Source organism: Pseudomonas hamedanensis, assembly GCF_014268595.2.
In the GTDB taxonomy this organism is placed as follows: domain Bacteria; phylum Pseudomonadota; class Gammaproteobacteria; order Pseudomonadales; family Pseudomonadaceae; genus Aquipseudomonas; species Aquipseudomonas hamedanensis.
Genome location: NZ_CP077091.1, coordinates 1,832,248 through 1,851,127, shown reverse-complemented (window position 1 = coordinate 1,851,127; position 18,880 = coordinate 1,832,248). Strand labels below are relative to the sequence as shown.

The 18,880-nt window shown below is 57.5% G+C and carries 24 protein-coding genes; 17 read left to right on the top strand and 7 right to left on the bottom strand.

Annotated elements, in window-relative coordinates:
• Positions 1 to 165 precede the first annotated feature (165 nt).
• Complete coding sequence (gene csrA, locus HU739_RS07965; RefSeq protein ID WP_003179932.1) at positions 166 to 360, bottom strand: carbon storage regulator CsrA; 195 nt, start codon at positions 358 to 360, stop codon at positions 166 to 168.
• Between the two features lie 250 nt (positions 361 to 610).
• On the opposite strand from csrA, the gene HU739_RS07960 reads away from it, so the two are divergent.
• Both HU739_RS07960 and HU739_RS07955 read left to right on the top strand, forming a co-directional pair.
• The gene (locus HU739_RS07960) at positions 611 to 973 is read left to right on the top strand and encodes an SPOR domain-containing protein (protein ID WP_186551944.1); all 363 of its coding nucleotides are present in this window, start codon (positions 611 to 613) and stop codon (positions 971 to 973) included.
• A gap of 87 nt (positions 974 to 1,060) precedes the next feature.
• A complete protein-coding gene (locus HU739_RS07955) occupies positions 1,061 to 1,975 on the top strand; it encodes a siderophore-interacting protein (RefSeq protein WP_186551943.1) in 915 nt (304 codons plus the stop codon).
• Between the two features lie 51 nt (positions 1,976 to 2,026).
• On the opposite strand, the gene HU739_RS07950 is transcribed toward HU739_RS07955, so the two are convergent.
• The 3 genes from HU739_RS07950 to HU739_RS07940 all read right to left on the bottom strand — a co-directional run bounded on the left by HU739_RS07950 (position 2,027) and on the right by HU739_RS07940 (position 4,267).
• The gene (locus HU739_RS07950) at positions 2,027 to 2,716 is read right to left on the bottom strand and encodes an endonuclease (protein WP_186551942.1); all 690 of its coding nucleotides are present in this window, start codon (positions 2,714 to 2,716) and stop codon (positions 2,027 to 2,029) included.
• 4 nt (positions 2,717 to 2,720) lie between these two features.
• Positions 2,721 to 2,990 carry a DUF1654 domain-containing protein gene (locus HU739_RS07945; RefSeq protein WP_186551941.1) on the bottom strand — a complete coding sequence of 90 codons (270 nt, stop codon included), beginning with the start codon at positions 2,988 to 2,990 and terminating at the stop codon, positions 2,721 to 2,723.
• Positions 2,991 to 3,178: 188 nt separating this feature from the next.
• Complete coding sequence (locus tag HU739_RS07940; RefSeq protein WP_186551940.1) at positions 3,179 to 4,267, bottom strand: asparaginase; 1,089 nt, start codon at positions 4,265 to 4,267, stop codon at positions 3,179 to 3,181.
• Positions 4,268 to 4,615: 348 nt separating this feature from the next.
• Here HU739_RS07940 and HU739_RS07935 point away from each other — a divergent pair, with 348 nt between their 5' ends.
• The 8 genes from HU739_RS07935 to HU739_RS07900 all read left to right on the top strand — a co-directional run bounded on the left by HU739_RS07935 (position 4,616) and on the right by HU739_RS07900 (position 12,239).
• Positions 4,616 to 5,068: a hypothetical protein gene (locus HU739_RS07935; protein ID WP_186551939.1), complete on the top strand. Its 453-nt coding sequence runs from the start codon at positions 4,616 to 4,618 to the stop codon at positions 5,066 to 5,068.
• Between the two features lie 199 nt (positions 5,069 to 5,267).
• Positions 5,268 to 6,224: a sugar ABC transporter substrate-binding protein gene (locus HU739_RS07930; RefSeq protein ID WP_186551938.1), complete on the top strand. Its 957-nt coding sequence runs from the start codon at positions 5,268 to 5,270 to the stop codon at positions 6,222 to 6,224.
• Positions 6,225 to 6,281: 57 nt separating this feature from the next.
• Positions 6,282 to 7,835, top strand: a complete 1,554-nt coding sequence (locus tag HU739_RS07925; protein ID WP_186551937.1) for a sugar ABC transporter ATP-binding protein — start codon at positions 6,282 to 6,284, stop codon at positions 7,833 to 7,835.
• A complete protein-coding gene (locus HU739_RS07920) occupies positions 7,832 to 8,809 on the top strand; it encodes an ABC transporter permease (protein WP_186551936.1) in 978 nt (325 codons plus the stop codon). Before HU739_RS07925 ends, HU739_RS07920 begins: the two co-directional genes overlap by 4 nt.
• Positions 8,810 to 8,816: 7 nt before the next feature.
• Complete coding sequence (locus tag HU739_RS07915; RefSeq protein WP_186551935.1) at positions 8,817 to 9,836, top strand: LacI family DNA-binding transcriptional regulator; 1,020 nt, start codon at positions 8,817 to 8,819, stop codon at positions 9,834 to 9,836.
• Between the two features lie 24 nt (positions 9,837 to 9,860).
• Positions 9,861 to 10,778, top strand: coding sequence for a ribokinase (gene rbsK, locus HU739_RS07910; RefSeq protein ID WP_186551934.1), 918 nt, complete (start codon positions 9,861 to 9,863; stop codon positions 10,776 to 10,778).
• Complete coding sequence (gene rbsD, locus HU739_RS07905) at positions 10,775 to 11,179, top strand: D-ribose pyranase (RefSeq protein ID WP_186551933.1); 405 nt, start codon at positions 10,775 to 10,777, stop codon at positions 11,177 to 11,179. Before rbsK ends, rbsD begins: the two co-directional genes overlap by 4 nt.
• Positions 11,180 to 11,210: 31 nt before the next feature.
• Positions 11,211 to 12,239 carry a nucleoside hydrolase gene (locus HU739_RS07900; RefSeq protein ID WP_186551932.1) on the top strand — a complete coding sequence of 343 codons (1,029 nt, stop codon included), beginning with the start codon at positions 11,211 to 11,213 and terminating at the stop codon, positions 12,237 to 12,239.
• Positions 12,240 to 12,271: 32 nt separating this feature from the next.
• Here the strand turns inward: HU739_RS07900 and HU739_RS07895 are convergent, their stop codons facing one another.
• Positions 12,272 to 12,472 (bottom strand): hypothetical protein, encoded by a 201-nt coding sequence (locus HU739_RS07895; protein WP_186551931.1) that lies wholly within the window; start codon positions 12,470 to 12,472, stop codon positions 12,272 to 12,274.
• A gap of 129 nt (positions 12,473 to 12,601) precedes the next feature.
• Here HU739_RS07895 and HU739_RS07890 point away from each other — a divergent pair, with 129 nt between their 5' ends.
• Entirely contained in the window at positions 12,602 to 12,904 is a 303-nt protein-coding gene (locus HU739_RS07890; protein WP_186551930.1) for a hypothetical protein, read from the top strand.
• Between the two features lie 166 nt (positions 12,905 to 13,070).
• Complete coding sequence (locus HU739_RS07885; RefSeq protein ID WP_186551929.1) at positions 13,071 to 13,388, top strand: I78 family peptidase inhibitor; 318 nt, start codon at positions 13,071 to 13,073, stop codon at positions 13,386 to 13,388.
• Positions 13,389 to 13,460: 72 nt separating this feature from the next.
• Here the strand turns inward: HU739_RS07885 and HU739_RS07880 are convergent, their stop codons facing one another.
• Both HU739_RS07880 and HU739_RS07875 read right to left on the bottom strand, forming a co-directional pair.
• Positions 13,461 to 13,673: a cold-shock protein gene (locus HU739_RS07880; protein WP_047229330.1), complete on the bottom strand. Its 213-nt coding sequence runs from the start codon at positions 13,671 to 13,673 to the stop codon at positions 13,461 to 13,463.
• 290 nt (positions 13,674 to 13,963) lie between these two features.
• Entirely contained in the window at positions 13,964 to 14,266 is a 303-nt protein-coding gene (locus HU739_RS07875; RefSeq protein WP_186551928.1) for a hypothetical protein, read from the bottom strand.
• Between the two features lie 372 nt (positions 14,267 to 14,638).
• On the opposite strand from HU739_RS07875, the gene thrS reads away from it, so the two are divergent.
• The 5 genes from thrS (at position 14,639) to pheS (ending at position 18,877) form a co-directional block, all read left to right on the top strand.
• Positions 14,639 to 16,561 carry a threonine--tRNA ligase gene (gene thrS / locus HU739_RS07870; protein ID WP_186551927.1) on the top strand — a complete coding sequence of 641 codons (1,923 nt, stop codon included), beginning with the start codon at positions 14,639 to 14,641 and terminating at the stop codon, positions 16,559 to 16,561.
• Positions 16,561 to 17,112, top strand: coding sequence for a translation initiation factor IF-3 (gene infC / locus HU739_RS07865; RefSeq protein WP_169432615.1), 552 nt, complete (start codon positions 16,561 to 16,563; stop codon positions 17,110 to 17,112). Before thrS ends, infC begins: the two co-directional genes overlap by 1 nt.
• Positions 17,113 to 17,172: 60 nt before the next feature.
• Positions 17,173 to 17,367, top strand: coding sequence for a 50S ribosomal protein L35 (gene rpmI, locus HU739_RS07860; protein ID WP_002553160.1), 195 nt, complete (start codon positions 17,173 to 17,175; stop codon positions 17,365 to 17,367).
• A 27-nt stretch (positions 17,368 to 17,394) separates the two neighbouring features.
• The gene (gene rplT / locus HU739_RS07855; RefSeq protein WP_002553161.1) at positions 17,395 to 17,751 is read left to right on the top strand and encodes a 50S ribosomal protein L20; all 357 of its coding nucleotides are present in this window, start codon (positions 17,395 to 17,397) and stop codon (positions 17,749 to 17,751) included.
• Positions 17,752 to 17,860: 109 nt separating this feature from the next.
• Positions 17,861 to 18,877, top strand: a complete 1,017-nt coding sequence (pheS, locus tag HU739_RS07850; protein WP_186551926.1) for a phenylalanine--tRNA ligase subunit alpha — start codon at positions 17,861 to 17,863, stop codon at positions 18,875 to 18,877.
• Positions 18,878 to 18,880 lie beyond the last annotated feature (3 nt).

The window sequence follows — 18,880 nt, the reverse complement described above, 5'->3', positions numbered from 1 at the left end:
GGCAGGTAGTATCGTGCGGCAAGAGGGAAGGGGAGGCGTAACGAAGTGTTCCGGTGTTTCAAGCGCCGTACCCAGTGGAGTGGGGAGCGGATGGCAAAACGGCGCGTGAATCTTTAGCCAGTCATTGCGCGCAGGCACACGAACTGGCTACTGACTGCGGGTGGCTCAGGGTGTCTGTGGCTTGTCTGGGGCGGTCAGGCCAGCCTGGATGCGCTGATAGATTTCTTCGCGGTGCACGGCAACATTTTTCGGAGCGTTGATACCGATGCGGACCTGTTGGCCGCTGACGCCCAGAATGGTGATGGTGATGTCATCACCGATGTTTATGCTTTCACCGACTTTGCGGGTGAGTATCAGCATGGTCTTCTCCTTGATTGCTTTGTAGGGCACCTGATTCAGACAGTGCAGAAGTCGGTGGTACGTATAGATTAGTGCGAAGTCTCACGGTTTGGGTGCCTCTTTCTGACGCGCAGAAGCGGCATTAATTCCCAGGGCGTAACTATACAGAGGCTGCAATCATCAATCTCGTTGTTTTGTGCCCATTTTGCGGGGCTCGCGAAGTATTTATGAATGTTAAGATCGCCGCTTTGAGAATTCCGAGGAAAGCGTTGTGCGCAAATTGGTTTGGTTGGTCGTGGCACTGGCATTGGCAGGGTGTGGTGAAGGCAAGCCTGTAGAGGAGCAAAAACCCAAAGCGGCGGTTGCGCCGGCGGTGGCATCGGCGCCGCAGTGGGATCTCGAGGTGCGTGGCGAAACCCCTCAGGCCGTCAGCGATCTGAGTGGCTGGTTGATCGAGCATGCTTTCGTTCCGACCGTTATCAAGGACAGCAGCGGCAAGACGCGGATTCTCATCGGACCGTTCAATTCCCGGGCTGAAGCTGAAGCGCGCAAGGTGCAGGTTGATGCGGCTTTGGTGAAAGCCAAAAAGCAGAACATTGAATCGGTGTTGGTCGAACATCCGATCGCGCCGTAAGCATGCCATTCGGCGGAGTTGCCTAAAGGCGATCCGGCGCGATTCGTTTTCAAGGGAATCGCTGATGATTTCCACAAGGAGCGCCCGATGGCTTCCGCCAATCCCTACAGGCTGTTCGATGTTACCTTGCACCGCAAAACGCAATTGAGTCCACACATGATGCGGCTCACGCTGACGGGGCCGCCAGTCACCGAAATGGCAACGTGGGCACCGGACCAACGAGTAAAGCTGTTTTTTCCTGCCGCTGACGGCACGCACTCAAAGCTTGTCCGGGAAGAAGGTTGGTACGCTCGATTCAAGTCGATGCTTGCGGATCGTCGTCCCGCAATGCGCACTTATACCATCCGGCATCTGCGTGCCGAACAGGGCGAGGTGGATATCGATTTTGTATTGCATGGGGAAACCGGTCCGGCATCGCGTTGGGCGTTGCGAGCGCAGCCAGGGGACTCGATGCAGATTCTTGCGCCTGACAAGCAGTTTTCAGCGAAAGAAACCGGTGGGTTTGAATGGAAGCCCCCAAAAACGCTCACGCAGTTGCTGATTGTCGCGGATGCGACGGCATTGCCGGCGGCCATGGGGATTCTCGATGAGTTGGCGACCCTCGCGAAGCCACCGCAAACGCAGGCATTCTTCGAAGTCGACAGCGCGCAAGACATGCTCGCCGTGCCGGACTGGCCGGGGCTCGCGGTGCAATGGCTGATTCGCGATCAAGCCGACGCGGTGGTTGCCGGTGCTCTGATGGTGGAGGCAGTGCGTCATGCAATCCTGCCCGTGCAGCCAGCTGCGGGGCAGGCGGTAGAGTTGGCTGAGGTCGATATCGATAAAGACATTCTCTGGGAAGTTGCCGAGACGGCCAGTGAAGGTTTCTATGGCTGGATCGCCGGAGAAAGTGCCGCGGTCATGAGCCTGCGCAGGTACTTGATCAAGGAGTGCGGCATTCCCCGCGAAGCGCTCAACCTGATGGGCTATTGGCGCGACACCAAGCCTGGTGTTCAGGCGTAAAAAAGGGCCTCGAACATTTCTGTTCGAGGCCCTTTTTTTTGTCGCGATTGATCAGCCGCAAGCTTTCAGATTAACCGGGCCGACGAACTCGTTGCCTCGTCCCATCACGCACGCCACGCTTTGATTGCGCTGACGCTCCCAGTCCTGCACCGGGTAGGTCTTGTCCCATGCTTCGTACAAGCGCCGATCCTGTTTCGACAGGCGCAAGCCGTATTGCTTGCTCATGTAGAAATAGGTGCGCGCGATCATTCCGCGAATCGACGGGCGGGGCATGACCTTCTTTGCCTTGAAGTCGACTTGGGTCAGGCATGAGCCGTACTGGCCGGACTGCACTGGCAGCCAGCCGAAGCTGAAGTTGCTGCGGTCACCGTTGACCTCGCCGATGCTCGGTACCAGGTTGTGCAAATCCGCTTCGGCTTTCTGATAGATCGGGTCGTAGCGTGTGCAGTTTTTACGCCCGCCTTCTTGCCAGCATTGGCGCTGATGGCCGATTTGCCAGGCCGGCACGATGTGCTCCCATTCGATACGAGACGCGCGTTTGGCGTTCTTGCGCGGAACGTAACCACACGCCTTCAAGTCGACCCTGTTGCCGGTGTATTTGCAGCCGCAGTAAAACTCGGTGGACTGCGGTGCGTACAGTGTCCAGGCGACCTTCTTGGCTTCAGTGAATGTGCGGGGAGCGCCAGCATAGGCACCCACGGTGACGAACAGCAGCAGTAGAGCAAAACAGCGGACAATCATTGAATCAATCTTCCTTCGGCACAACCCAAAAAATCTGCACGCCACCGTCGTCGCGGTAGGCGAGGGTGACGTTGTCGTTCTCGTCGATTTCCTCAAGCAGACGCTCCCACTGGTCCATCGGCTCGTCTGGCAGGCGGAAGATCAGTGCGGCTTTGGCTTTCTGTGCGGTGGGGGAGTTGATGATTTTCTGAACGCGCATGCCCATGCGTTCGTAAGCGTCAGGAGCATCAGGAGAGGTGGTCACGAGGTTATCCTTATTAAGCTGTACGTGCATACAGTATTTAACTGTAAGCATTTTCGCAACTGCTTAAATTTCAAGAAAATCCTCTGACAGCGGTTTTCAGATTTTGGTGTAAGGCGCGTCGAGTTTTTTGTAGGAAAGATGCTGGACGGGGCATCACCCGCCGATCAGGCGAGTGATGAATCGAATGCCCGGTCCAGACTGGATCGGGCGAGGGTCAATCAGTATTCCCAGAACATCCGTTGCAGCTCTTTGCTGTCGTTGGTTTTGGTCAGTGCGACCATCGCCAGGATGCGGGCTTTTTGCGGGTTCAGGTCGTGCGCGACCACCCAGTCATACTTGTCATCCGGTTGTTCGGCGTTACGCAGGACAAAGCCGCCAGCATTGACGTGGGATGAGCGAATGATTTGCACGCCATCCTTGCGCAGCGCTTGCAGGGCCGGGACAACGCGGGAAGACACCGAGCCGTTGCCGGTGCCGGCATGGATGATCGCCTTGGCGCCGGATTGCGCGAGGGCCTTGTAGGCGGTATCGCTGACGTTGCCATAGGAGTAGGCGATTTCTACGTCCGGCAGGCTTTTGATGGTTTTGATGTCGAATTCCGAATCCATGGTATGGCGCTTGGCTGGCAAGCGGAACCAGTAGGATTTGCCTTCAACGACCATGCCCATCGGGCCCCACGCGCTTTTGAACGCTTCGGTCTTGATGTTGATCGTTTTGCTGACGTCGCGACCGGACTGGATCTCATCGTTCATGGTCACCAGCACGCCTTTGCCGCGAGCTTCTTTGCTGCTGGCCACGGCCACGGCGTTGTACAGGTTGAGCATGCCGTCGGCAGACATGGCGGTACCCGGACGCATCGAGCCGACCACGATGATCGGCTTGTCGGTTTTCTCTACCAGGTTCAGGAAGTAAGCGGTTTCTTCCAGGGTGTCGGTGCCGTGGGTGATGACGATGCCGTCGACATCTTTGCTGTCGGCCAGTTCGGCCACGCGACGACCCAGCTGCAGCAGGTTTTCGTTGGTGATGCTTTCGGAGGCAATCTGCATGACTTGTTCGCCACGTACATTGGCCAGCTTGCTCAGCTCGGGAATGCCGGCGATCAGTTGTTCAACGCCGACCTTGGCGGCTTGATAGGTGGCGCTGTTGGCGGCGCTCGCACCGGCACCGGCGATGGTGCCGCCAGTGGCAAGTACCACGACGTTAGCGAGCTTGGTCTGGGTTTCGACTTCTTTTGCCTGAAGGGCGGTGGGCAGGAGCAGGAGGAGGGCCAAAGCGCCCGGAACCAAAGTGTTGAAAGCAGATTTCATTATTTTTCTCTCTAGTAGTGAGACGGTGCTGATGCAGGTTCATCTAGATGCGCCCCGAGCCGATCTGGAGGCTGGGGTGCAATGAACGGAGCAGGATCTGTACCACTCGTACTTTGCGCCGTAAAAATGTTTAACTCGATGATTTGCATCAATATTTTATAAATCTTCAAATTGCGGAGTGAGTCGGTTATCCGGGTTTCCGAACACTGCGCGTCTTCCTGTTCGGCTCTCCGAAAGGGACTACCGGTTCTGTCCGGTTATGCGGATTGCCGATTTGCGTCTTTCTGCTAAAGAAACATTCGTTCGGGCCGATGGGTGTTCAAGGAAACTAAAACGTAGGGAGTTCCCATGTCACTGACGGTCGGTTTTACAAATCCTGGCGCTGTCACGATCGGCGGCAAGACCGCGGCAACGATCAACACAATGAATCAGGAGCAAGCGGATGCTTCTGCCGAGGCGTCTAGCACCGAGAAGGCTGACGTCACGCAGGTCAGAACCGGTGGTGGTCCTGCTGCACCAGCAGACAGCAAGGCTGAAAGCGGCGATAACCTGGGCGTCACCGTCAAGATGCTGCTAAAGCGGATGCAGGAACTGCAAAAGCAGTTGCAGGAACAGCAGCAGCAACTGGCGGCCGCTCAGGCCCGCAGCTATCCGACGCCGGAGGCAAAGTCGCAGGCGCTCATGGCCATTCAGGGGCAGATCGCACAGACCAGCGCAGCGCTGGCGGAAGTGGCCGGTTCGCTGGTAAAGGAAATGTCCAAGAGCACTACCAGCGGTAATTTTGTCAGCACCACGGTGTAAGCAGCGAAAGGGCGGGTCGGACGATTCGCCCTACAATAAATGACGATTTGTGATTGTTGACAAATGTCGGCGGGATTCGCATAGTTCGGTCTACGCAAACGTTTGCGCGACTCATGCGGCGCGGTAAGGCCGGGAGAAGCGATGAAGCTTACGCCAGCGCGAGCGTTGCTCACAATAATCATAAGATCGGAGTGAACCCATGAAGCTGCCATTCGCTGGACGTCTTCTTGCTGTCGCTATGCTGGCTGCCACAGCCGCCGCACTACCCGTCTCGTCGGCATTCGCCGAATCCCCTGAAAAACCCAAGGTCGCGCTGGTCATGAAGTCTCTGGCCAACGAATTCTTCCTGACCATGGAAGACGGCGCCAAGGCTTACCAGAAAGAACACGCTGCCGATTTCGACCTGATTTCCAACGGCATCAAGGACGAAACCGACACCGCGAACCAGATCCGTATCGTCGAGCAGATGATCGTCTCGAAAGTCGATGCGCTGGTCATCGCGCCCGCCGACTCCAAGGCCATGGTGCCTGTCATCAAGAAAGCCGTTGATGCCGGCATCACGGTCATCAACATCGACAACCAGCTCGATCCTGCCATCGTCAAAAGCAAGAACATCAGCGTCCCATTCGTAGGGCCGGACAACCGCAAGGGTGCACGTCTGGTCGGCGAATACCTTGCCAAGCAACTGAAGGCGGGCGACGAGGTCGGCATCATCGAAGGTGTCTCCACCACGACCAATGCTCAAGCACGCACGGCCGGCTTCAAGGACGCGATGGACGCGGCGCAGATCAAGGTGGTGTCGCTGCAGTCTGGTGACTGGGAAATCAACAAGGGCAATCAGGTCGCCTCTTCCATGCTCAGCGAATACCCGCAGATCAAGGCGCTGCTGGCTGGCAATGACAGCATGGCGGTCGGTGCCGTTTCCGCGGTGCGTGCCGCTGGCAAGGCCGGTCAGGTGAAAGTGGTCGGCTACGACAACATCAACGCCATCAAACCGATGTTGAAGGACGGTCGCGTGTTGGCGACGGCTGATCAGTTCGCCGCCAGACAAGCTGTATTCGGCATCGAGACCGCGCTGAAAATCATCAAGGGCGAGAAAGTCGACGGCGCTGCCAATGGCGTGATCGAAACGCCGGTCGAACTGGTTACCCAATAAGTCTTCTGGCGACACAACGGCGCTCGTCCGTCCGGGCGAGCGCATGGAGAGTTTTTTATGTCAGTTTCCGCCCCGAACGCTGTCCTCTCGGTCAGCGGTATCGGTAAGACTTATGCGCAACCGGTGCTCAGCGGCATCGATCTGACGCTGATGCGTGGTGAAGTGTTGGCGCTGACCGGCGAGAATGGCGCTGGCAAAAGCACCCTCTCGAAGATCATCGGTGGCCTGGTCACCCCGACCACCGGCCGCATGGAATTCCAGGGCAAAGAATACTGCCCTGGCAGCCGTACCCAGGCCGAAGACCTCGGCGTGCGCATGGTCATGCAGGAACTCAATCTGTTGCCGACGTTGTCGGTGGCGGAGAACCTGTTTCTCGATAACCTGCCGAGTCACGGCGGCTGGATCAGTCGCAAGCAACTGCGCAAGGCCGCTATCGAAGCCATGGCGCAGGTCGGTCTCGACGCGATCGATCCCGATACGCTGGTCGGCGAGTTGGGCATCGGTCATCAGCAGATGGTCGAAATTGCGCGCAACCTGATCGGTGACTGCCATGTGCTGATCCTCGACGAGCCGACCGCGATGCTCACCGCGCGCGAAGTCGAAATGCTCTTCGAACAGATCACTCGTCTGCAGGCTCGCGGTGTTTCCATCATTTATATTTCCCATCGCCTCGAAGAGCTGGCCCGCGTAGCTCAGCGGATTGCCGTGTTGCGCGACGGCAATCTGGTCTGCGTCGAGCCGATGGCCAATTACAACAGCGAGCAACTGGTCACGCTGATGGTCGGTCGCGAACTGGGCGAGCACATCGACATGGGGCCGCGCAAGATTGGCGCTGCGGCGCTGACGGTCAAGGGCCTGACCCGCTCGGACAAGGTGCGCGATGTGTCCTTTGAAGTGCGTGCCGGAGAAATCTTCGGTATTTCCGGACTGATCGGGGCAGGGCGTACCGAGCTGCTGCGGTTGATCTTCGGCGCTGATACTGCCGATAGCGGCAGCATCGCACTCGGTTCGCCGGCTCAGGTGGTCAGTGTGCGGTCACCGGTCGACGCGGTGCGCCACGGCATTGCCTTGATCACCGAGGATCGCAAGGGCGAGGGCTTGCTGCTCAGCCAGTCGATCAGCGCCAATATCGCGCTGGGCAACATGCCGGAAATTTCCAGTGGTGGGTTCGTCAATAACGGCGACGAAATCTCTTTGGCCCAGCGTCAGATTGATGCCATGCGTATCCGCAGTTCCAGCCCGACACAACTGGTGTCGGAGCTGTCGGGCGGTAATCAACAGAAAGTGGTGATTGGTCGCTGGCTGGAGCGCGATTGTTCGGTGCTGCTGTTCGATGAGCCTACCCGCGGCATCGACGTCGGCGCCAAGTTCGACATTTATGCCTTGCTCGGTGAATTGACTCGCCAGGGCAAAGCGCTGGTGGTGGTTTCCAGTGACTTGCGTGAGCTGATGTTGATCTGCGACCGGATCGGCGTGCTGTCGGCAGGGCGCCTGATCGACACTTTCGAGCGCGATAGCTGGACCCAGGATGATTTGCTTGCCGCCGCGTTCGCCGGCTACCAAAAACGTGATGCGTTGCTCAACGAAGCGGCGCCTAGGGATCTCCCATGAAAACTGCATCTCCTGCCGGCAAACGTAGTGGCAATTTCTACGGCCTGGGCACTTATCTCGGCCTGGCCGGTGCCTTGCTGGCAATGGTCGCGCTGTTCTCGATGTTGAGCAGCCACTTTTTGTCCTATAACACGTTCAGCACGCTGGCCAATCAGATTCCCGATTTGATGGTGCTGGCGGTCGGTATGACTTTCGTGCTGATCATTGGCGGTATCGACCTGTCGGTGGGTTCGGTGCTGGCACTGGCGGCGTCGACGGTCAGCGTTGCCATTCTCGGTTGGGGCTGGGCCGTATTGCCAGCTGCGTTGCTCGGCATGGCGGTTGCGGCGCTGGCCGGCACGATCACTGGCTCGATCACCGTGGCCTGGCGGATTCCATCGTTCATCGTGTCCCTGGGTGTGCTGGAAATGGCCCGGGGCGTGGCCTATCAGATGACCGGGTCGCGGACTGCCTACATTGGCGATGCATTTGCCTGGCTGTCGAACCCGATCGCTTTCGGCATCTCGCCGTCATTCATCATTGCCTTGCTGGTGATTTTCATCGCCCAGGCCGTTTTGACCCGCACGGTGTTCGGCCGCTACCTGATCGGCATCGGCACCAACGAAGAGGCGGTACGCCTGGCCGGGATCAATCCGAAACCCTACAAAATTCTGGTGTTCAGCCTGATGGGTCTGCTGGCCGGGATCGCTGCGCTGTTTCAGATTTCCCGTCTGGAAGCGGCCGACCCGAATGCCGGTTCGGGCCTGGAACTGCAAGTGATTGCTGCCGTGGTAATCGGCGGCACGAGCCTGATGGGCGGGCGTGGCTCGGTGATCAGTACGTTCTTCGGCGTGTTGATTATTTCCGTGCTGGCGGCGGGGCTTGCCCAGATCGGTGCGACCGAACCGACCAAGCGCATCATCACGGGTGCGGTGATAGTGATCGCGGTAGTGCTCGACACTTACCGCAGTCAACGCGCCAGTCGACGGAGCTGAGATAACGATGGCAACGATCAAGGATGTAGCGGCACTCGCAGGCATTTCCTACACGACCGTGTCCCACGTGGTGAACAACACCCGGCCGGTCAGTCAGGAGGTGCGTTTGAAAGTCGAGGCCGCGATCAAGAGTCTCGATTATGTGCCCAGCGCGGTGGCCCGTTCGCTGAAAGCCAAGACCACGGCCACCATCGGCTTACTGGTGCCCAACAGTCTCAACCCGTACTTCGCCGAACTGGCCCGGGGTATCGAGGATTATTGCGAGCGAAACGGCTACTGCGTGATCCTTTGCAACTCCGACGACAACCCGGAAAAACAGCGCAGCTATTTGCGCGTGTTGCTGGAAAAACGCATCGACGGCCTGATCGTTGCCTCCGCCGGCGGTGACAGTAGCCTGGCGGAGGGGCTGGCGGGCGTGAAAACACCGATGGTGATTGTCGACCGTGGCCTGGAAGGTGTGAATGCCGATCTGGTGCGCATCGACCACGAGTACGGCGCTTATCTGGCGACACGTCACCTGCTCGAGTTAGGCCACCGCGACATCGCCACTATTGGTGGTCCGGCGAGTACCAGCGTGGCGCAAATGCGTCAGGCCGGATACTGCCGAGCGCTGAAAGAGGCAGGCATCGAGGCGCGCGCGGAGCGCATGCTGGAGAGCGACTTTACCAGCACCGGCGGTTACAACGCCGCGGCCCGGCTGCTTGAAAGCAATCCGCCCAGTGCGATTTTTGCCGGTAACGACATGATCGGCATCGGCGTGTTGCGCGCAGCGGCCGAACGTAACGTGCGGGTACCGGCCGAGCTGTCAGTGATCGGCTTCGACGACATCCAGATGAGCCGCTACGTTTATCCGGCGCTGACCACAGTTGGCCAGTCGATCCTGCAACTGGGAGAAATGGCAGCTGAAGTCTTGTTACGAAGGATTGCTACGCCGAATCTGGGCACTGATCAGCGGATCGTGACCCCGAGTATTGTCTTGCGCGAATCCACTGCGCCGCAGTCCGGCGTGTTCACCGAATACCGCTGAAACCGAATTGACGAGTAGTGATGTATGCCAGCAAATGTAGTGGTAATAGGCAGCTTGAACATGGACCTGGTCACCCGGGCGCCACGGCTGCCGACAGGCGGTGAAACGCTGATCGGTCACTCTTTCACCACCGTGTCCGGTGGCAAGGGCGCCAACCAGGCCGTGGCCGCGGCGCGCCTCGGGGCGCAAGTGGCGATGGTCGGTTGCGTCGGCTCTGACGATTACGGTGTGCAGTTGCGTGATGCGCTGCTGGCCGAGCAGATCGATTGCCAGGCCGTTAGCGTTGTCGAGGGTTCCAGTGGCGTGGCGCTGATCGTGGTCGATGACAACAGTCAGAACGCTATCGTGATTGTTGCCGGCGCCAACGCAGCGATGACGCCAGCGGTGATTGACCGGTTCGATGCGATGTTGCAGGACGCCGATGTGGTGATCTGCCAGTTGGAAATCCCGGATGCCACGGTGGGGCACGCGCTCAAGCGCGCACGTGCACTTGGCAAGACGGTGATTCTCAATCCGGCACCGGCGAGCCGACCACTGCCGGCAGACTGGTTTGCCGCCATCGATTATCTGATTCCCAACGAGAGTGAAGCGGCCGCATTGAGCGGCCTGCCGGTCGACTCGTTGCAAACGGCCGAAAAGGCTGCCAGCCACCTGCTCGCCATGGGCGCGAGCAAGGTTATCGTCACCCTCGGTGCAGAGGGCTCGCTGTTCGCCAACGGCAAGGGCTTCGAACATTTCCCTGCGCCGAAAGTGAAGGCGGTCGATACCACGGCGGCTGGCGACACCTTTGTTGGTGGTTTTGCTGCTGCGCTCGCAGCTGGCAGTTCCGAGGCCGAGGCTATCCGCTACGGACAAATCGCCGCTGCGCTGTCGGTCACTCGCGCAGGTGCGCAGCCGTCCATTCCATGCTTATCCGACGTTCAGGGGTTTAAACCCGCATGAAAAAAACACCTCTGCTGAACATCGCGCTATCGCGCCTGATCGCCTCTTTGGGTCATGGCGACAGGGTGGTCATCGGCGACGCCGGGCTGCCGGTGCCGCCGGGAGTCGAATTGATCGATCTGGCCCTGACGCACGGTGTCCCGGATTTCGTCAGCACGCTGAAGGTCGTGCTCAGCGAGATGCAGGTCGAGAGCCATGCGCTGGCCAAGGAGATCTTCGACAAGCAGCCGACGGCGCTGACTACGCTGGAGGCATTGAATGCCGAAGGCGCACTGGGACGTCGCGATATGCTCACTCACGAGCAGATCAAAGTGCTCAGCCGACAGGCACGGGCGATTATTCGTACAGGCGAATGTCAGCCGTACTGCAACATCGTCCTGGTCGCCGGGGTTACATTCTGATTTCGATTTTCAACTGCACAAGGAATGCGCCATGCAACGCTATGCTGAAAAAATCCATCACCTGATCCGGAGCCTGCTGCTTTTGTCCGTGATAACCGCGACCGGCGCTCAGGCGGCGGAAAAAATCGATTTGATCATCGATACCGATCCGGGCGCTGACGACGTGGTCGCCTTGCTGTTCGCTCTGGCCTCGCCCGACGAGCTGAATATTCGTGCCTTGACCACCGTGGCTGGCAACGTGCGCCTCGACAAGACTTCGCGCAACGCGCGCCTGGCGCGGGAGTGGGCGGGGCGCGAAGACGTGCCGGTTTACGCTGGCGCGCCGAAGCCGCTGATGCGCACGCCGATCTATGCCGAGAACATTCATGGCAAGGAAGGTTTGTCGGGTGTCACGGTTCACGAACCGAAAAAAGGCCTCGCGCAAGGCAGTGCGGTCAACTATCTGATCGATACGCTCAAAAGCGCCAAACCACACAGCATCACTATTGCCATGCTCGGCCCGCAAACCAACCTGGCACTGGCGCTGATCCAGGAGCCCGAGATCGTCCAGGGCATCAAGGAAGTGGTAATCATGGGCGGGGCGCATTTCAACGGTGGCAACATCACCCCCGTGGCTGAATTCAACCTGTTTGCTGATCCGCAGGCGGCTGAGGTGGTGCTCAAGAGTGGCGTGAAGCTGACGTATCTGCCGCTGGACGTGACGCACAAGATCCTCACCAGTGACGCGCGCCTGAAGCAGATTGCCGCGCTGAACAACAATGCGAGCAAGATTGTCGGTGGCATCCTCAATGAATACATCAAGGGCGATATGGAGCACTACGGTATTCCAGGTGGCCCGGTGCATGACGCGACGGTCGTGGCTTATCTGCTCAAGCCTGAGTTGTTCACCGGGCGATCGGTCAATGTCGTCGTGGACAGCCGGGAAGGGCCGACATTCGGTCAAACGATCGTTGACTGGTACGACGGTTTGAAAGCGCCGAAGAATGCGTTCTGGGTCGAGAATGGCGACGCCCAGGGATTCTTTGATCTGCTGACCGAGCGTCTGAAGCGTCTGAAATAAGCTGATACCCGCAGGCGTTTGCTTGCGGGTTTTTACTGCGTCTGTTCGGCCTGTACGGTCGTGTATCGTTCAAATGCCTGATTGATAAATTGCTGCGCTGCCTTTACTCCCAGCTCCTTGACCAATAAATCGATACCGATCAGCGCCAGCTCTTCCGTCGTGCCGGGGCTGTAAGAACTGTGTCCGTCCGCCCATTTGGCGTTAATGGCGGCGTCGATGTGGAGGCTGGTCATGAGAGGCTCGAAAGGTCAGGAGGTCTGTTTTCGAGTTAACCATTTTGCGCGACATTTGGCACTGCGACTTAGGCATGAACGGAGCGCTATGCGACACTTGGTCTTTTCCGGTTTTCCGAGGACCCTGTTGTGCAAATCGATCTGAATGATCCCGATGGCCTGACAATCGCTGCTGTACGCCAGCTACTGGCCTCAGCCAGCGATGACGAGCACACCCAGTTGCGCGTGACCAAAGGTGGCATCGCCTATTTGTCCACCGTGACCGGTGGACAAGAGATCGACGGTCTGCTGTTTCGCCTCGAAACGTGGGCGAAGGGCTCGGGCTATGTGGGCAAGGTCGCTGCCAGCGATGAAGTCTGGGTGATGCAGATTTACAACGCGCTCAAAGACAACTGGCCGCATCCACCGTTTGACTATATCGACGTTTATTGAGCGTCGTTAATATTCAGTCACGATTGTTTGATAAAGAGTCGGGCAAGGCTCAGGCACACTCGGCGTTTTTCGATCGTGGGGCAGGGTGATGGCACTCGCCGGGAAACCAAACGCCGGATTGGCGGTCGCACGATCTCAGCTTAACCATTTAAAACAAGGAGGCTTCATGCCTTTGAAGTTCGCGATACTGGGTGCATTGATGGCTGCTGCCATGTTGGCGGGTTGTTCCACGACCTCCAGCGAGTCAGCCAAGGATCCAGTGGCATCCGAATCCGGTCACAGCCGCTGTGAAGCGACGGCGGCAGAGTTCACCATTGGTAAAAAGGCATCGCCGCAACTGCTGGAGGAGGCGCGGGCCAAGGCCGGCGCACAGAACGCACGCTTCCTCAAGCCAACCGATATGATCACCCTGGAATATCGTTCCGATCGGCTGAATCTCAACACCGACAACAATCTGGTGGTGACTCGCGTCAACTGCGGCTGATCGTAGACCGCTTTCGTTGCAGGCATAAAAAACCCCGTCACATGGACGGGGTTTTTTTAGTGCGCCGAGAAATTACTCTGGGCGAACCTGTGCAGCTTGCATACCCTTTTGGCCTTTCTCAGCCACGAAGGAAACGGTCTGGCCTTCTTTCAGGCTTTTGAAACCGTCGCTTTCGATAGCTTTGAAGTGTACGAACAGGTCGTCACCGCCACCTGTAGGAGTGATGAAGCCGAAGCCTTTTTCATCGTTGAACCATTTAACGGTGCCGGTTTGGCGATTAGACATGGTGTATCTCCAAGAAACATATATTTTCAGTAGTGCTGTGCTGCTCAGGCCAACTGGGCACACCCGGGTATCATAGTCGAAATGTTCGCTTTGGTAGCCCCCCGGACGTGCTGTTTGCCAATCAGTCGTGTTTTCTTTACCGCCTGTTTCTGCTGAAAGCCCCGGTTTGAAAGGCCTGCAGCGAAACGTAAAGGCGATAAAAAAACCTGTAAAACCTGCATAAATCGTCTGAATACCTTCATTTCCAGCATTTTTTTTCAGCTTTTAGCCGATCAGGAAGCTCCGTTTTCTTACTTTTTCGCTGGGGGATTTGCCTTGCATTTGGCGATCTGGCCAAGGGCTTTCTGTTGCAGCTCAGGGGTGGCCTTGTTGTCCATCAGCGCCTGGATATCGCTGGCCGGATAGGACTTGATGGCATCAGCACCGCAAGCGCAGTGAGATTTCGCGGCGGCAGCGCCGATTTGTTGGGTGGCCGCCTGGGTGCACTGGGCCATGTACTTCTCGCGCTCGCCCTTCGGCCAGTCGGCATGGGCGCTCAGTGGCAGCAGCAGAACGACGGGGGCGACGACGGCGAATAAGCTTTTCAGACGCATGCGAGGATGCTCCTTGTGGGTCAATGTCTTGTTATCTGAGGGTGCAAGGGCCTTTCAAGTTCAGCACTCTGGCATAAAAACGGACAATCCGCCTTCTGCTAAATCAGGGCGTAAGCGACCGCTCATCTGTGCTAGCATGCCGGGCTCAAGCGTTCTCAGGCAGCGGATGACCTTCAGTCCCGGTGCGGTCGGCGTGCGAATTATTTCCCGATTTGAATCCCAGTCACTCTGGTTCGGTTTTCCGGTTGGCCGCAAGGCTCCTGCCGCTGTAAGGCAGGCGTTCGTCATTGAATGGCCTGGATCGGATCTTGTACTGGCTCATCCCAACCCACGTGACCTTTGGTAGGGGTCACCACTAGGAGAGGAGGCGCCATGCCAACTATTACTCTTCCCGACGGCAGTCAACGTTCATTCGATCACCCGGTTTCCGTAGCCGAGGTCGCCGCATCCATCGGTGCAGGCCTGGCCAAGGCAACGCTCGCCGGCAAGGTCAATGGCCAACTGGTCGACGCCAGCGACATCATCAGCAGCGATGCGACCCTGCAAATCATTACGCCAAAGGATGAAGAGGGGCTGGAGATCATTCGCCACTCTTGCGCTCACCTGGTCGGCCACGCAGTCAAGCAACTGTACCCGACCGCGAAGATGGTCATCGGTCCGGTCATCGACGAAGGCTTCTATTACGATATCGCCTACGAGCGTCCGTTCACGCCGGAAGACATGGCGGCCATCGAGCAGCGCATGCAGCAGCTGATCGAGAAAGATTACGACGTTATCAAGAAAGTCACTCCGCGCGCCGAAGTGATCGAGGTGTTCAAGGCCCGCGGCGAAGACTACAAGCTGCGTCTGGTCGAAGACATGCCGAACGAGCAGGCCATGGGTCTGTACTACCACGAAGAATACGTCGACATGTGCCGCGGTCCGCACGTGCCGAACACGCGTTTCCTGAAATCCTTCAAACTGACCAAGCTGTCCGGCGCCTACTGGCGCGGCGATGCCAAAAACGAGCAATTGCAGCGCGTTTACGGCACCGCGTGGGCCGACAAGAAGCAACTGGCAGCGTACATCCAGCGCATCGAAGAAGCCGAAAAACGCGATCATCGCAAGATCGGCAAGCGCCTGGGCCTGTTCCACACCCAGGAAGAATCCCCGGGCATGGTGTTCTGGCACCCGAACGGCTGGACGTTGTACCAGGTGCTCGAGCAGTACATGCGCAAGATCCAGCGCGACAACGGCTATCTCGAGATCAAGACGCCGCAAGTCGTTGACCGCAGCCTGTGGGAGAAATCCGGGCACTGGGCCAACTACGCCGACAACATGTTCACCACTCAGTCGGAAAACCGCGATTACGCCATCAAGCCGATGAACTGCCCGTGCCACGTGCAGGTGTTCAATCAAGGCCTGAAGAGCTACCGCGAGCTGCCGATGCGTCTGGCCGAATTCGGTGCCTGCCACCGTAACGAGCCGTCAGGTGCGTTGCACGGCATCATGCGTGTACGTGCGTTTACTCAGGACGATGCCCACATCTTCTGCACCGAAGAGCAGATGCAGGCCGAATCCGCCGCGTTCATCAAGCTGACCATGGACGTTTATCGCGATTTCGGCTTCACCGAGGTCGAGATGAAACTGTCCACTCGTCCGGAAAAACGCGTCGGTTCCGACGAGCTGTGGGATCGCGCTGAAGCCGCATTGGCCGCAGCCCTTGATTCTGCGGGCTTGCCGTACGATCTGCAGCCGGGCGAGGGCGCTTTCTACGGTCCGAAGATCGAGTTCTCGCTGAAAGATTGCCTCGGTCGCGTCTGGCAATGTGGTACCTTGCAGCTCGATTTTAACCTGCCTGTCCGTTTGGGCGCTGAATACGTCTCCGAAGACAACAGCCGCAAACACCCTGTGATGCTGCACCGTGCGATCCTCGGTTCCTTCGAGCGTTTCGTCGGGATTCTGATCGAGCACTACGAAGGTGCTTTCCCGGCCTGGCTGGCGCCAACCCAGGCGGTGATCATGAATATCACTGATAAACAGGCAGATTTTGTTGCAGAAGTCGAAAAAACTCTCAACGAAAGCGGATTTCGTGCCAAGTCCGACTTGAGAAATGAAAAGATCGGCTTTAAAATCCGCGAGCATACTTTGCTCAAGGTTCCCTATCTTTTGGTTATCGGAGATAAGGAAGTCGAGATGCAGACTGTCGCTGTGCGTACTCGTGAAGGTGCTGACCTGGGCTCGATGCCCGTCGCCGAATTCGCTGAGTTTCTCGCGCAAGCGGTTTCCCGGCGTGGTCGCCCAGATTCGGAGTAATTATTATTAAGCGTGAAATGAGACAAGATAAACGAGCTGCACCGAAAGCCCCGATCAACGAGAATATCTCGGCACGCGAGGTTCGGTTAATTGGCGCTGATGGCGAGCAGATTGGCATCGTCTCGATTGATGAAGCGCTTCGTATCGCTGAAGAAGCAAAGCTTGATCTGGTGGAAATTTCCGCAGACGCAGTCCCGCCTGTTTGCCGGGTGATGGACTACGGCAAGTCGATCTTCGAAAAGAAGAAGCAGATTGCTGCAGCGAAGAAGAACCAGAAGCAGATTCAGGTTAAAGAAATCAAGTTTCGTCCAGGGACGGAGGAAGGGGATTACCAGGTAAAACTGCGCAACCTGGTACGTTTCCTGAGTGACGGGGACAGGGCCAAGGTATCCTTGCGATTCCGCGGCCGTGAGATGGCCCACCAGGAGCTGGGGATGGAACTCCTCAAGCGGGTTGAACAAGACCTGCTCGAGTACGGTTCGGTCGAACAGCATCCTAAGATGGAAGGACGCCAGCTGATCATGGTCATCGCCCCGAAAAAGAAGAAGTAATCAACAGGGCACGGCAGGCCTTCTGATTATGTTTATCAACTGAATGCGGAGTATCCGAACATGCCAAAAATGAAAACCAAAAGTGGTGCTGCCAAGCGGTTTCTGAAAACTGCTAACGGCATCAAGCACAAGCACGCTTTCAAGAGCCACATCCTGACTAAAATGTCGACCAAGCGTAAGCGTCAACTGCGCGGTAGCAGCTTGCTGCATCCGTCTGACGTGGCAAAAGTCGAGCGCATGCTGCGCCTTCGTTAATTTAGTCAAGAATAGAGGAAGTAACTCATGGCTCGTGTAAAGCGTGGCGTCATTGCCCGTAAGCGTCACAAAAAAATTCTGAAACTTGCTAAAGGCTACTACGGCGCACGCTCCCGCGTATTCCGTGTTGCCAAGCAAGCGGTAATCAAGGCAGGCCAATACGCCTACCGTGACCGTCGTCAGAAAAAACGTCAGTTCCGCGCTCTGTGGATCGCTCGTATCAACGCTGGTGCTCGTGTTAACGGTCTGTCCTACAGCCGTTTCATCGCTGGCCTGAAAAAAGCGTCCATCGAGATCGACCGTAAGGTTCTGGCTGATCTGGCAGTGAACGAAAAAGCGGCGTTTGCTGCGATTGTCGAGAAAGCTAAAGCCACCTTGGCTTAAGTACCCCCGACAGTCACCCGGCCTCACCTCTGTGGGGTCAGGTGTTAAACGTCATAAATAGGGGAAGAGCCTTCAAGCTCTTCCCCTATTTTGTATCTGGAGTCTGTACATGGAAAACCTGGATGCGCTGGTCTCTCAAGCACTAGAGGCTGTGCAAAGCGCTGAAGACATCAATGCCCTGGAGCAAATCCGGGTTCAATACCTTGGCAAGAAGGGCGAATTGACTCAGGTGATGAAGACCCTGGGGAATTTGCCAGCAGAAGAGCGTCCGCAAGTCGGCGCCCTGATCAACGTTGCCAAGGAGCGTGTTACAGGCGTTCTCAATGCGCGCATGGCGCTGTTTGAAGAAGCCGAACTGGCTGCCAAACTGTCCGCCGAATCCATCGACGTGACATTGCCGGGCCGTGGCCAGACCTCCGGTGGTCTGCATCCGGTCACCCGGACTCTGGAACGTATCGAACAGTTCTTCACCCGCATCGGCTACGGCATCGCCGAAGGCCCTGAGGTCGAAGACGATTATCACAACTTTGAAGCGCTCAACATCCCAGGCCATCACCCGGCCCGGTCGATGCATGACACCTTCTATTTCAATGCCAACATGTTGCTGCGCACCCATACCTCGCCGGTCCAGGTCCGCACCATGGAATCGAAACAGCCGCCGATCCGCATCGTCTGCCCAGGCCGTGTGTACCGCAGCGACTCCGATATCACCCATTCGCCGATGTTCCATCAGGTTGAAGGCCTGCTGGTCGATCGCGACATCAATTTTGCCGATCTCAAAGGCACCATCGAAGAGTTCCTGCGGGTGTTCTTCGAGAAAGAACTGGCCGTGCGTTTCCGTCCTTCGTACTTCCCGTTCACCGAACCTTCCGCTGAAGTCGATATGGAGTGCGTGATGTGCAGCGGTAAAGGCTGCCGCGTCTGCAAGCAGACCGGCTGGCTGGAAGTGATGGGCTGCGGCATGGTTCACCCGAACGTGCTGCGCATGTCTGGCATCGATCCGGAAGAATTTTCCGGCTTTGCTTTCGGCATGGGCGTCGAGCGTCTGGCCATGCTCCGTTACGGCGTGAACGACTTGCGTCTGTTCTTCGACAACGACTTGCGGTTCCTCGCGCAATTTCGCTAGTCG

What these genes read in the sequence shown, in the direction of transcription:
- rbsK (WP_186551934.1), top strand. Translation starts at nt 9,861, where the DNA reads ATGCCAGCAAATGTAGTGGTAATAGGCAGCTTGAACATGGACCTGGTC.
- HU739_RS07945 (WP_186551941.1), bottom strand. Translation starts at nt 2,990, where the DNA reads ATGCACGTACAGCTTAATAAGGATAACCTCGTGACCACCTCTCCTGAT.
- HU739_RS07955 (WP_186551943.1), top strand. Translation starts at nt 1,061, where the DNA reads ATGGCTTCCGCCAATCCCTACAGGCTGTTCGATGTTACCTTGCACCGC.
- HU739_RS07930 (WP_186551938.1), top strand. Translation starts at nt 5,268, where the DNA reads ATGAAGCTGCCATTCGCTGGACGTCTTCTTGCTGTCGCTATGCTGGCT.
- rbsD (WP_186551933.1), top strand. Translation starts at nt 10,775, where the DNA reads ATGAAAAAAACACCTCTGCTGAACATCGCGCTATCGCGCCTGATCGCC.
- HU739_RS07895 (WP_186551931.1), bottom strand. Translation starts at nt 12,472, where the DNA reads ATGACCAGCCTCCACATCGACGCCGCCATTAACGCCAAATGGGCGGAC.
- rplT (WP_002553161.1), top strand. Translation starts at nt 17,395, where the DNA reads ATGGCTCGTGTAAAGCGTGGCGTCATTGCCCGTAAGCGTCACAAAAAA.
- HU739_RS07915 (WP_186551935.1), top strand. Translation starts at nt 8,817, where the DNA reads ATGGCAACGATCAAGGATGTAGCGGCACTCGCAGGCATTTCCTACACG.
- pheS (WP_186551926.1), top strand. Translation starts at nt 17,861, where the DNA reads ATGGAAAACCTGGATGCGCTGGTCTCTCAAGCACTAGAGGCTGTGCAA.
- HU739_RS07875 (WP_186551928.1), bottom strand. Translation starts at nt 14,266, where the DNA reads ATGCGTCTGAAAAGCTTATTCGCCGTCGTCGCCCCCGTCGTTCTGCTG.
- HU739_RS07950 (WP_186551942.1), bottom strand. Translation starts at nt 2,716, where the DNA reads ATGATTGTCCGCTGTTTTGCTCTACTGCTGCTGTTCGTCACCGTGGGT.
- HU739_RS07885 (WP_186551929.1), top strand. Translation starts at nt 13,071, where the DNA reads ATGCCTTTGAAGTTCGCGATACTGGGTGCATTGATGGCTGCTGCCATG.
- csrA (WP_003179932.1), bottom strand. Translation starts at nt 360, where the DNA reads ATGCTGATACTCACCCGCAAAGTCGGTGAAAGCATAAACATCGGTGAT.
- HU739_RS07900 (WP_186551932.1), top strand. Translation starts at nt 11,211, where the DNA reads ATGCAACGCTATGCTGAAAAAATCCATCACCTGATCCGGAGCCTGCTG.
- rpmI (WP_002553160.1), top strand. Translation starts at nt 17,173, where the DNA reads ATGCCAAAAATGAAAACCAAAAGTGGTGCTGCCAAGCGGTTTCTGAAA.
- HU739_RS07880 (WP_047229330.1), bottom strand. Translation starts at nt 13,673, where the DNA reads ATGTCTAATCGCCAAACCGGCACCGTTAAATGGTTCAACGATGAAAAA.
- HU739_RS07935 (WP_186551939.1), top strand. Translation starts at nt 4,616, where the DNA reads ATGTCACTGACGGTCGGTTTTACAAATCCTGGCGCTGTCACGATCGGC.
- HU739_RS07925 (WP_186551937.1), top strand. Translation starts at nt 6,282, where the DNA reads ATGTCAGTTTCCGCCCCGAACGCTGTCCTCTCGGTCAGCGGTATCGGT.
- HU739_RS07920 (WP_186551936.1), top strand. Translation starts at nt 7,832, where the DNA reads ATGAAAACTGCATCTCCTGCCGGCAAACGTAGTGGCAATTTCTACGGC.
- thrS (WP_186551927.1), top strand. Translation starts at nt 14,639, where the DNA reads ATGCCAACTATTACTCTTCCCGACGGCAGTCAACGTTCATTCGATCAC.
- HU739_RS07940 (WP_186551940.1), bottom strand. Translation starts at nt 4,267, where the DNA reads ATGAAATCTGCTTTCAACACTTTGGTTCCGGGCGCTTTGGCCCTCCTC.